The sequence below is a fragment of the Nitrosospira sp. NRS527 genome (genome assembly GCF_018406445.1).
Lineage (GTDB): Bacteria > Pseudomonadota > Gammaproteobacteria > Burkholderiales > Nitrosomonadaceae > Nitrosospira > Nitrosospira briensis.
The window spans coordinates 1,952,907-1,968,558 of the sequence record NZ_AP024515.1 but is presented as its reverse complement, the minus strand read 5'-3'; the positions used below and the strand labels follow the sequence as shown (position 1 = coordinate 1,968,558).

Sequence of the window (15,652 nt, the reverse complement as noted above, 5' to 3'; positions counted from 1 at the left end):
CATTCGGCTTAGCGGCTAATTCAAGGGATAGGATAAGCGGATGAAATGATAGGCCGCGCTTTGCTCCACCCATCCTGCGTGTATCACCAGCAGTGAGGCTACCAATACTCAGTAAAATGAAATAACCTTTATGAGACTATGGTAAATATATGAAACAAATGTATTGGAAGGATCGCTGATGCTTTTTTGGCAAGCAATAATGGCGGCACGGGATCTCGGACGTTTGCACGAGATCGCATCTATACTCATCCGTTACGGCTTCGGGGATATGGTGCGGCGATTGGGGCTTGCCAATGCGCTGGAGCGCACCGGCCGCGTATTGCGCTGGAACGAAGCGAGTGAATTGGCTCAGCTCGAACCCCATGCTCGCGTGCGCCGGGCGCTGGAGGAGATGGGGCCCACTTTCGTCAAACTGGGCCAGATTCTCGCGACCCGTGTCGATCTCTTCGATCCCGAGTGGATCGCCGAATTCAGCAAGTTGCAGGACAGCTCGCCCGCCTCTCCTTATCCAGAGGTTCATCGGCAGCTTACCGAAGACCTTGGCGCCGCGCCCGAGGAGGTATTTGTCGCGTTCGATCCACAGCCATTGGCAACGGGGTCGATTGCGCAAGTGCACCGTGCCCGCTTGGAAGATGGCAGTGAGGTGATAGTGAAGGTGCGCCGGCCCGGCATCCGGGCGGTCATCGAGGCTGACCTGCGCTGGCTCTCTAGGCTGGCCGAATTGATCGAAACGGGGAACTCCGAGTTGCGCCATTTTCGCGGGCAGGAGATTGTCCGGCAATTCACCCAATCCCTCCGGGCAGAGCTTGATTTCGCGGCTGAGTGTCGTAGCGCAGAGCGCATCGCGTCCAATTTCGTGGACTACACCGGGCCTGGTCACCCGCGCGATGACGGTCTCCCGGACGAGTACGCTGCTACGGAAGCCTTGGCTGGGCTCCATCCTCCGCTTCCCATCGTTGTTATTCCCAAAGTCTATTGGCAATGGACGGGTGAGCGAGTGTGCGTGCAGGATTACATCGAAGGCATACCCGGCCGTGATCTCGCCGCTGTCGATCGTGCCGGCCTTGACCGAAAGATTCTTGCCCGGCGTGGTGTCGCCGCAGTGGTAAAGATGATTGTCCTGGATGGGTTGTTCCACGCCGACCCGCATCCGGGCAACGTGTTTTATTTACCGGGCAATCGCCTCGCTCTGATCGACTTCGGCATGACTGGGAGGCTTACGGAGGATCGAAGGGGCCAGTTGATCCAGCTTTTGCTGGGTCTGGTGCAGCATGAGCCCGCGCAAGTCGCCGATGTGCTGCTCGACTGGGCAGTAGACGGAGAGGTCAATGAAAAAACGCTGACAGCCGAAATTCAAGCGTTTGTAGATCAATACCTCGGCGTGCCATTGAAGCAGCTCAGGCTTGGCTTCATGCTGTCCGATCTGGTGGGCATCCTGCGGGGGCATCAGCTTCATCTACCGCCGGATCTGGCACTCTTCGTCAAGGCCTTCATTACGCTCGAAGGCATGGGGCGCGAGCTCGATCCGGATCTGGATATGGCCAGCGAAGCGCTGCCCGTTCTTCGCGACGCGATAAGTGCCCACTACGCTCCATCGGCAGTGGCGAAACGGAGCATGCGGACGGCCGCGCAGATAGCTAGCCTGATAGCGGATATGCCTCGAGAGCTTTCCCGACTGCTGCGCACCGCGCGCCGCGGCAAACTGGATATCCAGGTTGACGTTTTGCCTCTCAAGCATCTGGGCGCCCAGCTGGACGGCGCCGCCAGCCGGCTCACGGTCGGTATCGTCGTGGCGGCGATCATCGTCGGTTCGTCCATCGTCATGACTGTATCAGGTGGTCCGACGTTGTTGGGGTTGCCCTTCTTCGGACTGCTCGGCTACCTGTTCGCGTCGGTCGGCGGAATCTGGTTGCTGTTTTCCATTTCGCGCAGCAACAAGGCGGATCGGGAGAGAAGGCCCTGAGGCTTTTCGAATTCTCACATTCGGCAGGAGTTGGCCTGCTATACAAGCTCAATCTGATCCCTGCATGCATGGAATATGTTCTGAGGCTTGCTTGATACCCGCAACGGATGCGGATAAGGTGAGGTTTTGGCATCGCCTATTGGATGGGGGTCTTACAAATGACAATCACGCTTAACCATACCATTGTGCCGTCGCATAACAAGACTGAGTCGGCGAGGTTCTATTCGAGAATATTCGGTTTCGACTATTTTGGCGAGTTCTCGCACTTCGTTGTTGTGAAGGTGAACGATACGTTATCCCTGGATTTCGATAACAGGGAGAAATTCGAATCTCACCATTATGCATTCAAGGTTAGCGAGCAGGAATTCGACGAGATATTCGGACGCATCAAAGCCGAGAATATCAAGTATGGCAGTGGTCCCTTTGAGCCGGAAAACATGAGCATCAATCACAATGATGGCGGGCGCGGCGTTTATTTCCGTGATCCCAGCGGCCACCTCCTGGAGATGCTCACCGTTGATTACGCGATGTGATCAGAAGGATTGAAGGCGCTTCCGCTTCCATACGAGGCAATGCGCTATGCTAATCGGTCGCCGTACACTTTGCCGATCGTCGCTCGCAAGTGTACCCTCAAGGTCATCGTATAGAAGCGACGAGCCCTGGCAGTATTTATTGATGGCCGGCCATCGACACCCCTTCGTCGGCTATCTCATGCCGTAGCTCATGCACAATATCCTGCAACGCGTTTCGGAAGTCCGGATCCTGTAAATGGCGAATTTTCAATATGACGATGAGCTGATTGCCGTTCCTTGTCCTGCTCCAGCTTTCCATTTGCAAGCTTTTCTCTATGGCTTCAGCTCGCCTGTCATCGGAAAGATAGAAGAAATCACAACAGCATTTCCTTCCTGAACTCGAAGCTGGCGGAGTTCGGCAGGATGTGCATGCGGCGAACAGCGCAGCCGAGGGTACGGCGAGCGGTTCAAATCCGAGTTCTGTCGTGTTTGCGGCCGAGTGCGCATTTGCCGGTTTGACGCCAGCAATTAACGCTGCATAGTTTTTGTTCGTGCTGTGACTCCCGTTTTTCTCAGGAACTTGACCGAGCGTCGCGGCGCAAACCCTGACTTGTAAAAGAAGCGTTTGCAATCCGAAGCCTCTCCACTCTTTTTTCACGTAGCACATCCCCAGTTCTTTCTCGGTTGGGTTTGCAAGATCGAATACGCCTGCGCCAGCCATGAAATTGCCGACGGCGTTCTCTATAACAAAAAATAGCCCGTTTTCAACGGCTGCCTTGAATTCATCGTAGGGGCGCGACAGGAGGTTAGCCGATTCTTCCAGCGGCAGATTTTTAATCGCTTCGCGATACTCCGCCAATATGTGCCCAACATCACCAAGACCCGCCGCGCGGATAACCGCATGGATTATCGTCACTGTATTGCCCTCCTGTCGCGCTGCTGTGTCTCACATGATTACTGTTGCTATTTCGCCGTTGCAACCCCCGCATGCGGATTCAGATGCGTAGGACATCTGAATAACCTCTTCGTTCCTTGATGAGCTGCGCTATATAAGGGCACCAAGGCAAGGATCAATCCAATGAAATTTCTTCCGATGGCATATGCTTAGTTGTCGGTCTTTATACGCAATTGCATTTTTCGATATACTACGTTGACATTAAAATAGGATTGGAATATAAATAATTGCATTATTCAACTATATTGCTGAGAGAGATATGCTTGAATGGAAATGAGATAAGATCATGGTTACCATAGAGCAGTACCGGTGGATTTGCGCGAAGTGGACGGGTGACCCCGAGGAATTCTCATGGCTGGTCCAGCACGGCGACATCGTGGGGTTCTCGCAGCGCGCTATCGCAGATGAATTCGAATTTGCGCCGTCAACGGTTTCGCGCTGGGCGGCGGGCGAGGCGCTTCCCCATAAGCGCATCCAGAAACTGGTGATTGGCGGATTGGAGAAAAAGGCCCGTCGGCTCGAAAACGCAGCCGCCAACGCAACTCTCTTTCCAGGTAAAACCCATGGTCATGAGCCATCGCAGGGATAAATCTCCCGTAACGCATAATCGTCCCGTTGGTCTGCATGCATGAGGGCATCCGAAGTCAATTTCGATGGTCTGGTGGGCTTAACGCATAATTACAGCGGATTGGCTACAGGTAACATTGCCGCGGCAGAGAACGCGCTGACCGAATCCAATCCAAGGCAAGCGGCGCTTCAAGGGCTAGAGAAAATGAAGCGCCTCGCCGATTTGGGAATACGGCAAGGCGTATTGCCTCCGCAAGATCGCCCGGCAGTCGGCCCGTTGAGGAAATTGGGTTTTTCGGGTAATGATGCTTCGGTTATCCGCCAAGCCGCTGCGGTGGCGCCGGGATTGCTGCGGGCGTGCTGCTCGGCATCGAGCATGTGGGTGGCGAATGCTGCCACGGTTTCCCCGAGCGCGGATACGGAAGACGCCAAGGTCCACATCACGCCGGCTAATTTGCCCTCTCAATTCCACCGGAGCATCGAGGCGGCAGCCACATCGGTAATCCTGAAACGGGTCTTCAGCGATGAGCGGTTTTTCGAGCATCATAACCCACTCCCACCGAACCTGTATTGCGCAGATGAAGGCGCGGCCAACCATATGCGGTTGTGTTCGGATCACGGTGAGCCCGGGCTGGAGGTTTTCGTATTCGGCCGATCTGCAAGGCGTGATGCGCCGCAACCGCTGAAGTTTCCCGCGCGCCAATCATCGGAAGCGTGTGAGGCGATATCCAGGCTTCACAGGATCAAGCCCGGAAGACAGCTGTTTGTCCAGCAGAACCCGGCGGCTATCGACGCCGGCGCGTTTCACAATGACGTGGTCGCGGTGTCAAATTGCAATGTCCTGCTATATCACGAAGCCGCATTCCTTGATTGGCGGGAAACCGAAAAAGCCATGGTTGAAGCATTCAATTTTTCCAGTTGCCCGGTTCACTTCATAAGAGCCGGCGAATCGGATTTCCCGCTTGCCGAGGCAGTAAGCACTTACCTGTTCAACAGTCAGTTGATCAGTCTTCCCGGTGGAGGAATGATGATTCTGGCGCCTTCCGAATGCCGGAATTCTGACTCCGCACGGACTTTTCTCGAACGTATTGCCAGCGACGCGTCTAATCCTATCTCGCGTATCGAATACGTGAATTTGCGTCAGAGCATGAGAAACGGTGGCGGCCCAGCTTGCCTGCGGCTACGTGTTGTCCTTACCGAACCGCAATTCGACGCTGTCACCAGTGGTAGTCGCACTATCCTCGACCAGAGTCTTTACGACGAGCTGAAGGCGTGGATCGAGAAACATTATCGCGAGCGCATTTCGCCGAATGATCTGGGAGATCCCGCGCTATTGCATGAGAGCCGTACTGCGCTCGATGAACTTACACATATCTTGTCGCTTGGGCCGATATACGATTTTCAGAAGGTGTAGCATTGCGGCGATCAGGCTTGTTCCTTGCGACAGGTCTGTCGCAGTTTCGGTTTTATTGCCGGGTTACCCTACACTTGAGCTAATCCAATCTCCGCTGGGTTTCACGAAATAGCAGGATGGGTGAAGGCGGCAAGCCGTAACCCATCGTTTTTGCCTTGATGGGTTGCGCTTTGCTTCACCTATCCTACAAAATTGAATATGCCGTCGGGCAGGACCGCATCTACTTATCTGCCTGAGCCATTTCGCCTTTGGCAATCGTCGGAACATCTCTCATTGCTGAGCTAGCCATGCTGGATTAGAATTCGTCTGATGCGCTTGAAAAGCGAAATCAGCCTCATAATGATTCTGCTGATTTATTGCGATAGAAGATTGCAGGCAGTAAACTTCCTGGCGAAACGCACCCAAATACGTCAGATTGAATACCGTTACCCCTCCGTTTGCTGGATAAGGACAGCTTATTCCAGATGAGAGATCGCTTGTGAAAAATAAACTTTGGTTCGTCGGCTGGTTCGTAATCATGACCCTCATGGGTTGCACTCACATCCCTGAAAGAGGCATGGCAAGGGCGGCATACCCGCAGATGGATACGAGCGCAACCAGGGACATCAACCTGAGCGATTCGAAATCGCTGAAAGCGATTCTCTACGCCCAGTATGAGGAATGGAAGGGCACGCCGCACCAGATCGGCGGCTTGAGCAGGGACAGCATAGACTGCTCGGGGTTCGTTCATTTAACGTTCAAATCGAAGCTGGGCATTGTACTGCCAAGATCAACCGATTCGCTGGTAGAGCTGGGAGTGCATATCGATAAAGATGAGCTGCGTACGGGCGATCTGGTCTTTTTCAAGACGGGCAAATCGCTCAGGCACGTGGGGGTCTATCTGGAACGCGGCAGATTCCTGCATGCATCGACCAGGCAGGGTGTCGCCATTTCAAGTATGAACAGCGCCTACTGGAAATCGGCCTATTGGAAAGCGAAGCGGCTGGAAATGTGACATAAGATTACTGTACAAGAGTCAGCAACATCATTACGTCGATTACCGGAAAAATCTCTCCAGGTTTTGTAGGTCAGGCTATGCCTGACATTTTTTTGACTTTCGACAACCGGACCCAGTCCCGTCTGCTTTAGCTGGCCAGTTTAGTAGGATGGGTGGAGCAAAGCGCAACCCATCATTCGTTTTATTTGGTGTTTGCATGCTGATGGGTTGCGCTCTGCTCCACCCATCCTACAGAAGTGATGTTACGTGAACGGGATCGAGCCGATATATCCTGTCCTTGAACCATTCTCGGTTGTGTCGTCAAGCATAATCCGACCACCCTGTTTTCCTTATGACTAGAGAACCTGGCGATAATACCGGCGCATGGGAATCGACAGCCAGGTAGTTCCATCCTGGCACAGGCATGGTATGCTTCGCCGCTATGCTGCCATCCATCGAACAACGCCTGTCCCTTGAACTCGTCGCCAAGCCACCGCAGATTGCCGCTGCTATCACCCTTCTGGACGAAGGCGCGACCGTTCCCTTTATTTCACGGTATCGCAAGGAAGCCACGGGCGGCCTGACCGATACCCAGTTGCGGTTGCTGGAAGAACGGCTGGGCTACCTCCGCGAGTTGGAAGACAGGCGCGCTGCTATCGTCGCGTCCATTGAAGAGCAGGGCAAGATGACGCCGGCCTTGCTGGCTTCAATCATGCAGGCGGAAGACAAGACGCGGCTGGAAGATCTTTACCTGCCTTTCCGGAAGAAGCGCCGCACCAAGGCGCAAATCGCGCTGGAGGCCGGGCTTGAGCCGCTGGCGGATGCATTGTTGGCCAATCCGATGCTGCAACCCGAGGAAGAGGCCGGAAAATTCCTGAAGCCCGCTTTCGCTACGGAGCAAGGCGACAATCCCGGTGTGGAAGATACCAAGGCAGCACTCGAGGGCGCACGGCAAATCCTCATGGAGCGGTTTGCCGAAGACGCGGTGCTGCTCCAGTGGCTGCGGGAATATCTGCTGGCGCATGGCATGGTCGAGTCCCGAATCGTCAAGGGAAAGGAGGAGGCAGGCGCCAAGTACGCCGATTATTTCAACTATTCCGAAGCGATCAACACCATCCCCTCGCATCGCGCTCTGGCTATGTTCCGGGGTCGCCGCGAAGAAATCCTGCACGTTGCCTTACGGCTGGATTCTGAAGCGGAAAGGCCTAAATGGGATGCGCCGCATAATCCCTGTGAAGCCCGCATTGCCATGCAGTTTGGTATCAGGAACCAGAATCGCGCGGCTGACGCATGGCTGAGCGACACGGTACGCTGGACCTGGCGGGTAAAAAGTTTCCTCCATCTTGAAACTGAACTGATGGGCGCGCTGCGCAAGCGCGCCGAAGCCGAGGCGATCGATGTCTTTGCGCGTAATCTGAAAGCACTGCTATTGGCCGCACCTGCCGGGCCGCGTGTCACGATGGGCCTCGACCCCGGCGTACGTACCGGGGTAAAGGTCGCGGTAGTGGATGCGACCGGCAAGGTCATGGATACCGCCGTTATTTATCCCCACCAGCCCAGGAACGATTGGGAGGGCTCGCTTCGTATACTGGAAAAGCTGGCTGAAAAATATCAGATATCGTTGATTTCCATCGGTAATGGCACGGCATCGCGTGAAACCGACAAGCTGGCAAGAGACCTGATCAAGCTGCGACCGGAACTCAAGCTCACTTCGGTCGTCGTGTCGGAAGCGGGCGCATCGGTCTATTCCGCTTCGGAATTCGCCTCGCGCGAACTGCCCGACATGGACGTATCGCTGCGCGGCGCGGTATCCATTGCACGCCGTTTACAGGACCCGTTGGCCGAACTGGTAAAGGTCGATCCCAAATCCATCGGCGTCGGCCAATATCAGCACGATGTCGCACAAACCCAACTGGCGCGCTCGCTCGATGCAGTGGTCGAAGACTGCGTAAACGCGGTTGGCGTGGATGTCAACACGGCCTCATCGCTTCTTCTGGAAAGGGTCTCCGGGCTTAACAGTACCGTGGCGCAAAGCATTGTCGCGTATCGCGATATGAAAGGCGTATTCACCACGCGCGGGGCTTTGCGCAACGTGCCGCGCCTAGGTGACAAAACCTTTGAACAAGCGGCAGGTTTTCTCCGCATCATGAATGGCGATAATCCGCTGGATGCCTCCGCCGTGCATCCAGAGGCATATCCGCTCGTGGAAAAGATCATTGCCGACCTCAAGCAGGACATCAAGTCGCTCATCGGTAATGGCGAACTGCTGAAATCGTTGAATCCGGCCAAGTATACGGATGAGAAATACGGCATACCCACGATCAGCGATATTCTGGGTGAACTCGAAAAGCCGGGCCGCGACCCCCGACCGGAGTTTACTACCGCGACGTTCAAAGAGGGCGTGAACGAAATGAAGGACCTGCGCCCGGATATGATCCTGGAGGGTGTGGTGACCAATGTTGCCGCGTTCGGGGCGTTCGTCGACGTTGGCGTGCATCAGGATGGGCTGGTGCATATTTCCGCACTTGCCGACAAGTTCGTGAAAGACCCGCATACTGTGGTCAAGGTAGGGCAGGTCGTCAAGGTCAAGGTGGTGGAGATCGATGAAAAGCGCAAGCGGATTGCGCTGACCATGCGCCTGACGGATAACGCGACACAACCAGCCAGACGCGACGGCATGCGGGAGCAAGGAGGCAAGCCGAAAGACAATTCAGCCCGGGCTCAGCAGAAAGGTGCGCACAAAAATGAGCAGAAAAATGAACAGAAGCGGGAACCCTTGGCAAATACAGCTATGGCTGCAGCATTTGCGAAGCTGAAGAGATAGGGTTATACCCATTGAAACCTGAAAAACGTCGGAATACGCCCTGTATCACACATAACGCCGGTTACGTTTACGTCATTGGCTGGTTTTCTTCACACGTGGGCATCCATTACAGCCACTCGTGTCCACATTGGAAAAGTCGACATCATTGAGGGTGGCTCCCGTGAGATCGGCGCCCTGCAACGTTGCATTGTTCAGGTTTACCCCGGTCATGTCGGCGCCGCGGAAGTCTGCTCCGTTCATTACGGAACCTGATAAGTCCGTCCGTTGAAGCTCGGCATTGCTGAATTTCGCCCTGGTGAGATTTGCACCGTTCAAATTTGCGCCTCTAAGTTCTGCGCCGGTAAAGTCCGCTCCCGTCAAATCGGCACTTTTAAGACTCGCGCCGTTCAGTCGCGCCCCAGTGAGCCGGGTGCCTATCAGGGTAGCGTTTCTCATATCCGCCTCGTTCAGCATGGCCCCACCGAGATTTGCGCTGTTGAGATTGACCAGCACCATGTCGGCATTGAACAAATTCGCGCTCCGCATGTCCGCGCCGGTAAAATCGGACTGGCGAAGCGCTGCTCGAGCGAGATCGGCATTGCGCAGGTTCGCGCCGCTAAGATCCATTTCCGTACAAAGCGTAGCTGACGTGATGGTACAACCATTAATTTCCGCAGCCGCTACTGTGCGTACGGTGAATAAAACAGCAAGTATAATCAGGCGGCAAATCATGGATTCCTCCATCTCGATAAAATTTTGAGCAGACGTTGCGTGGAGTGAGGCAACATTTCCCTGCATCCGGCACCCACGGAAGACAGCGCAACCATGGGCTATACGTTCTTACGGTTCGGCCTGCCTCCAATGACATCGCAATGCTAGTCGCCCGCGATGCCGATGTCCTCACTTCTTCTTTCCCTTCACCCCAGGCGGTTGCGCATTTCGAATCGTTTTCCGCGCGGCTTGCGTTGATACAGTTGGGCGTTGCGTCGTTGTCCGGTTGGATATGCACTGGGCCAGCTTTGCTGTCCGTTCAACTTTATTTGCCTGATATCAGTCAACGGACCGGACTTCATCTTCGACTCTGCGATCGCTGTAACCACCGGTCAGCATCAATGCTGAGAGCCCCCCTGACGCCATCGCAATGTACACTTGCCTTTTCATCGTTGAGCCCTTGAGAAACAGGTCGTGGTCCCTGGTAAGGCCGGCGGTGTGGATCTTTTCATTATATTTTTTGACACATCCTGATATGAAGCGTGGCACTGCTGGCGTTTCTGTTCTGTGCGGTAACCCACTATCATCTCTCAGTGATAGCACTTAGTTGACAAATGAGCGGTCAACCGGATTCAGGATCATGCGAAGAGGCTGAGTCTGTGGGTAAGCCTGCTGGCGGTTGCTTTCCAGGTGAGCAGGGCTAGGGTGCGACTGTTTTATCCAGTACATCGTCACTGGTTACCTTCCTTAATATCAGCTTACTAAGCGCGGGAAGGATGATAAAAGTGCAGATCATGATCCAGAATATGCCTATGGTAATGATCAACCCCATGCTGGAGATACCGGCATGCGGCGAGAAAGCCAATCCTCCAAAGCTGGATGAAGTGGTCAGAGCCCCATAGAATATGGCTCTGGCGGTGCTGGACTGATAGATATTCTGCTCTTCAGAATCAGAATCAAAAAGCGAATGGCGTAGCCTTACGAGCATGTGAATGCCGTTATCGACCCCCAATCCCAATAACAGCGGCAGGGCGATGATGTTGGCAAAGTTGATGGGAGTATTGGTGAGAACCGCGCTTGCCATGGTAAAGAGCCCGGCCAGTATGAGCGTTGCCATGACCAGGATCGTATCAATGACATTGCGCCGGATAGCGAGCAAAACCAGCGTGATGGCGATCAGGGCAATCACGATAGCCTGCTGAAAAGCGTCGATCACTACCTTCATGGATTCCCAATATATTATGGGCAGACCGGTTGTTTCCGGTGCGACAGATTGCACCTCGGTAATAAATTCTTTCAGATTGGCCAGATCATTCAGGTCTTTTTTTGGAAAAATCTGGATACGGTACAAACCGTCCCTGCTGAGCCATCGGTCCCGGATGTCGGGAGGCAGATCGTTCAGGCTGATTTTTCCGGGTTCCAGGCTGGCTGATAGTTCTTTCATGACCTGCGGTAGGGTGCCGAGTAGCGCAGTCTGGATTTTTTCAATGAAAATCGTCCGGCTGGATTGTTGCCGTTCATCAAGCTGGATCAAAATTTCCTGCAATTCCTTTTTAAGGCGTGTCAGCGACGCGCGATCCTGAACATTAGCTTTTTGAGGCAGCACTTTGTCAATGGTTTCTATCAGATGGATGATGCCGGGCGCTGGGTCGACATCGGTTTTTAGCGGTGGGAAATGCTGCACTTGCGGGCCAAGTATCAGCCCCAGGTCTTCAATCAAGACCAGTTTTTCATCCTGGTCCGTGGGCTGAAGGTCAAAAAGACTAATGGTTTTACCAACCGAAGCCAATGCCGACAGCCTTTGTTGCAGGATTTTGGTGCTATTTCCATCTTTGACCAGGACATCCAAGGTCAGTGGCGTGGTTTCCTCGTCTTCCATTAATTGTTTGAACGCGATAACCGATTCGGTACCAGGGTCGCGAAGATCGATCGGATTAAAATCAGTTTTCACATTAAGCGCCAACACGATGGAAATCAGGGCCACGATGAAGGTGGCAACGGAGATCGGTTTGGCATAACGGATCGGTATGGCCGCCAGGTTCCTTGACAGGGTTGAGATCTGAGGCCGACTTTCCTTCGACCTGAACTTTCTCGGTGTCGGCAGGATTTTTAACAGCGCAGGTAACGTAACCAACGTGATCAGCAGGCAAATAAACAGACTGGTTCCTGCCAGCAGGCCAAGCTCGGCGACGCCTTTGTAATCAGTCGGCATAAAAGCATATAGCCCGATGGATGTCGTGCCGGCGGCCAGCAGCAGCGACGGCCCCACAGTCATGATGGTATCGTGTAGCGCCCGCTCTTTATCGGCATGATCATTCAAATTATCCCGATAGCGTAAGCAGAAATGAATCGCATATTCCACACCCAAGCCGATATTGGATACTGCAAAAGCGATTGAAATCAGGTTTAATTCTGTGACGGCGATGGTTGCGAATGCGCCGCAGAAAACCATGCCCAAGGTCAGCGTCAGCAACGTGGCTACCGTAAGCAAGATAGATCGGTAAGCAACCAGTAAAATAAATAACACCACGACAACGGAGAAAACGCTGGCGGTAAAGGTGCCGGTGCTGATGCCTGCAAGCTCATCATCTTCAAGGCCGATTTCGCCCGTCACCCAAACCTTGACAGCCGGCAGATCGGGATCTTGAATATCCGCAGCGGCTTTGCGGATAGCCTTGATCGCACTTTCAGCAGGACGGATATGCGAGTGATCGAGCTTGGGCGAGACAATAATGAACGTCTTGTTGGAATGTCTTCTCTTCTCGGCGATCAATGATTCCCAGGAGAGCAAAGCTTTTCCCCCATTGATCGTTTTATGCAAAACAGATGCAATCTTGTCGGCCAGCGAAGCTAAATCGATAGGTACAACCTGGGTCTTGTCTGTTGCCTCCTTATCTGTGGCCTTCAGGGCATCCTCAAAAATAGAAAAAAAACCAGTCAGATCGGGTTTCTGGGTAATTCTGCCTATAAACGGCTGGGCGATCGACAGGTTGTTGGACAGCGCCTGCAGCTCGTCAGTGTCCAGGTAAAGCAGGCCGTTCTGGCGGAAAAATTCGCTGTCATCGGGAATGTAAGCCGAATTGAAGCGATCCGTATTGTTGCGGAGCAGGCCCAGCAGTTTTCTACTGGCGGATTTGGTCAGTTCAGGCGTTTCCGACTCGACCACCAGCAACAGCGTGCTCAAGTCCTGGGAAAAAGCCTGCTCATGAAGACGGCGGTATTGCTGAAAAGGTGCGTCGGGCGCGATCAGCTTGCTGGTATCAGTATCGATGCGTATATTGTCGACGGTGTAGTAGCCGGCCAGAATACCGAGCACAACCACTATTGACAGTACCGTAAAAGGGTGCCTCAGCGTCCAGTTTCCCCACGACGCATAACTGCGGATTGTCAGCATAATCGATCGGATCGGGCCTGATTAATTTGTTGTAGAGATTCGATTAATCTGACGGTAGCCTTGTGGAAGACGGGCCACCCGATTCGATAAGGTGAGCGGACGCACAAGCGCAAACGCAAAACCCAAAAGTTCGCTTCCATCGGTAATGTCCGAATTCTGTAAGACCGTCGCGCGAGCGCTCGTTACCCGATGCGGCAACCTGTCCGAGTACCTTCAGTTTGCGGAAATGTTCTTCGCGACAGGGCGACTCGGAAACAATTTCGATTCACCAAGAGCTGTAACCGAAGCCGCCCTATTCATATCTGGAGGCGGGTTTTTCAGTATAACGTGGATTCCTGCTCGTTATGGGCCGTGTCGGTGGCCAGATCGGCGATATTACCGCGTATGCTGCAGCTGATGACTTCAATGCAGCTTTTCCAGAACCCCCCCGAAAGCAGTTGCAGGCCGCGGAAATACCGGTTGGAGATCTCCGTCGGCGCGGTATACCGGCAGGTAATGCCCAGACCCTCTTCATCCAGATTGATTGTCTTGTGCCACATCCATGGCGGAAAAAACAAAACATCGCCCGGATGCAGGTCGAGCTCATAGCGCGGTGCATATTCTGTCAGCGCATAGGTATCGCGATCACTCGGTTCGCCATGCTCATCGGCGCTGAATTCCGCAAACCGTCGCATGCCGTTCCCACGCGCTGCCGGGTACAACAGCCAGGAGTATTCGGACTCGATCAATGTCCAATGTTTGGACCCCGATACGGCCATATACCAATTCGGACCTTCCTCACAATGGTAGTTGGCATTCAACCCCGCTCCCAGACCGAGAATCAGAAAACTCAGAACGGGTTTCGATGGCCGGCCCATGACAGGAAAATATCCATGCGACCGTGGGATGCCAAAATATTCGTAAAAAGTCGGGTTCTGGTCGAGCAGCAGTTGTTGCGGGATGAAATTGCGGCGGCGATCCTCGGCGATCTGGCGCAGGGACGTATTGACCATCTTCTTGGTACCCTTATCCAAAGCCTGCACCACGGTGTTTGGAAATCGTTCCGCAAGCCTTGCGAGTGTCCAGTCTGCGGAGGCATTCTCCACAAATCCGCGCAGCACGCAGGGAATGGATCGCTTGACGTGCTCACGGTAAAATCGGTGCGGATCGATCTCCCCAGGCCCATACTCGGGAATCGCCAGGACTTGCCCGCGCGGTACCCCGTGGTTTTGCAATCGCCGTAGTATCCGCTGCTCCGTACGCCGACGGACGTCTCGCAACATATCAGGATTAGCGGAAAGGTGCTGACACAACATGATGCTCTTCAGCGCCAGCACATTGCCGTATCCCAAGGGCAGTTTCGCCACCCCGCGCTTGCCTATTCGCTCGATAAGAAATGTGCGCAAGAAAAGTTGCTGCTCCACCACCAATTGCCACATGACATATAGAAATGTGGCTATTCCAGCAAGTGGTGTGGCCAATAGGTCTCTCGTATACGCCAGCGCCGTTTCTTTTTTTGTCTTGCCTGTACCCGCCATCGGATGCCTCCTTTGGTTCGCTTCTCTACGTTTAATTTCACCTCAAGAATTGATTCATGCAAAACTTCGTTACTTGTTCAGCTAAATCTGATTCCGGTATGTCGATGAAATGGCGGAAAGATACAAATCAAGGTTGCCGCCGGCGAATTGGTTCCCGAGTTAGAGGTTGCCGGGAGTCGATTCTAATTTCAATACTGGAGCCATGCGATGCCACAGCGCTGTCTTATGCTGCCTGACACGCCCTTTCACATTAGCCAACGCGGCAGCAATCGTCAAGTCTGCTTTTTCGTGATGAAGATTATCCACCCGCCTGGACTGGCTGGCGCAATGCGCCAGTAAGGCAGACTGCGCGGCTCTTACGATTTACGATTCGATTCCTTTTTTGCGTAGCTCCGTTTTTGCCTCTTCGCTTTTGTCCAGGTTCAGCCCCATGAATTTCAGTACCGCCGGTGTCTTCGTGAATTGCAGATCGCGGTATTCGACCACCTGAATGCGATTGCCCCACGGGTCGAGAAAATCCAGAAAGCCGCCTTCCAGAATTTTTGCACCCGCTGCTTTTGCCAGTTCACGCACCCGGGATCGATCATCGACCACGAGACCGAAATGCCTTTCATCGTCCGCACCTTGCGTTCGACCTTCGCTTAATGCGATGAACTGATCACCCATGTCGATGAAAGCCGACCTCTGGCCGCGGCCGCGCAATTCGAAGCTGAAGATACGGCCATAGAAGGCCAGCGCCTCATCGATATTTCCGACCTCGAGCGCGATATGGTTGATGCCGACCAGGCGTGGTTTTGTATTTTCGTCCATGCTGTTTCCTCCGGATGATTAACGGGTTTT

11 protein-coding genes are annotated in these 15,652 nt (G+C 53.8%); 6 read left to right on the top strand and 5 right to left on the bottom strand.

Annotated features, from left to right (window positions below; all coding sequences use genetic code 11):
• Positions 1-178: 178 nt before the first annotated feature.
• Complete coding sequence (locus KJS40_RS08795) at positions 179-1,963, top strand: AarF/UbiB family protein (RefSeq protein WP_213537169.1); 1,785 nt, start codon at positions 179-181, stop codon at positions 1,961-1,963.
• A gap of 158 nt (positions 1,964-2,121) precedes the next feature.
• Entirely contained in the window at positions 2,122-2,496 is a 375-nt protein-coding gene (locus KJS40_RS08790) for a VOC family protein (protein WP_090960326.1), read from the top strand.
• A 136-nt stretch (positions 2,497-2,632) separates the two neighbouring features.
• Here the strand turns inward: KJS40_RS08790 and KJS40_RS08785 are convergent, their stop codons facing one another.
• A complete protein-coding gene (locus tag KJS40_RS08785) occupies positions 2,633-3,391 on the bottom strand; it encodes a hypothetical protein (protein WP_213537168.1) in 759 nt (252 codons plus the stop codon).
• Positions 3,392-3,716: 325 nt separating this feature from the next.
• Between KJS40_RS08785 and KJS40_RS08780 the strand changes: the two genes are divergently transcribed.
• The 4 genes from KJS40_RS08780 (at position 3,717) to KJS40_RS08765 (ending at position 9,211) form a co-directional block, all read left to right on the top strand.
• On the top strand, positions 3,717-4,019 hold the full coding sequence (locus KJS40_RS08780) for a hypothetical protein (RefSeq protein WP_025040111.1): 303 nt from the start codon (positions 3,717-3,719) through the stop codon (positions 4,017-4,019).
• 39 nt (positions 4,020-4,058) lie between these two features.
• Entirely contained in the window at positions 4,059-5,411 is a 1,353-nt protein-coding gene (gene astB, locus KJS40_RS08775; protein ID WP_213537167.1) for an N-succinylarginine dihydrolase, read from the top strand.
• Positions 5,412-5,889: 478 nt separating this feature from the next.
• A complete protein-coding gene (locus KJS40_RS08770) occupies positions 5,890-6,405 on the top strand; it encodes an NlpC/P60 family protein (protein ID WP_244859512.1) in 516 nt (171 codons plus the stop codon).
• Positions 6,406-6,829: 424 nt separating this feature from the next.
• Positions 6,830-9,211 (top strand): Tex family protein, encoded by a 2,382-nt coding sequence (locus KJS40_RS08765; protein ID WP_213539784.1) that lies wholly within the window; start codon positions 6,830-6,832, stop codon positions 9,209-9,211.
• A 72-nt stretch (positions 9,212-9,283) separates the two neighbouring features.
• On the opposite strand, the gene KJS40_RS08760 is transcribed toward KJS40_RS08765, so the two are convergent.
• The 4 genes from KJS40_RS08760 to KJS40_RS08745 all read right to left on the bottom strand — a co-directional run bounded on the left by KJS40_RS08760 (position 9,284) and on the right by KJS40_RS08745 (position 15,622).
• On the bottom strand, positions 9,284-9,922 hold the full coding sequence (locus tag KJS40_RS08760; RefSeq protein WP_213537166.1) for a pentapeptide repeat-containing protein: 639 nt from the start codon (positions 9,920-9,922) through the stop codon (positions 9,284-9,286).
• Positions 9,923-10,601: 679 nt separating this feature from the next.
• Positions 10,602-13,295 (bottom strand): MMPL family transporter, encoded by a 2,694-nt coding sequence (locus KJS40_RS08755; protein ID WP_213537165.1) that lies wholly within the window; start codon positions 13,293-13,295, stop codon positions 10,602-10,604.
• A 317-nt stretch (positions 13,296-13,612) separates the two neighbouring features.
• A complete protein-coding gene (locus tag KJS40_RS08750; protein ID WP_213537164.1) occupies positions 13,613-14,812 on the bottom strand; it encodes a cupin-like domain-containing protein in 1,200 nt (399 codons plus the stop codon).
• 363 nt (positions 14,813-15,175) lie between these two features.
• Positions 15,176-15,622 carry a VOC family protein gene (locus KJS40_RS08745; RefSeq protein WP_213537163.1) on the bottom strand — a complete coding sequence of 149 codons (447 nt, stop codon included), beginning with the start codon at positions 15,620-15,622 and terminating at the stop codon, positions 15,176-15,178.
• Positions 15,623-15,652: the final 30 nt, after the last annotated feature.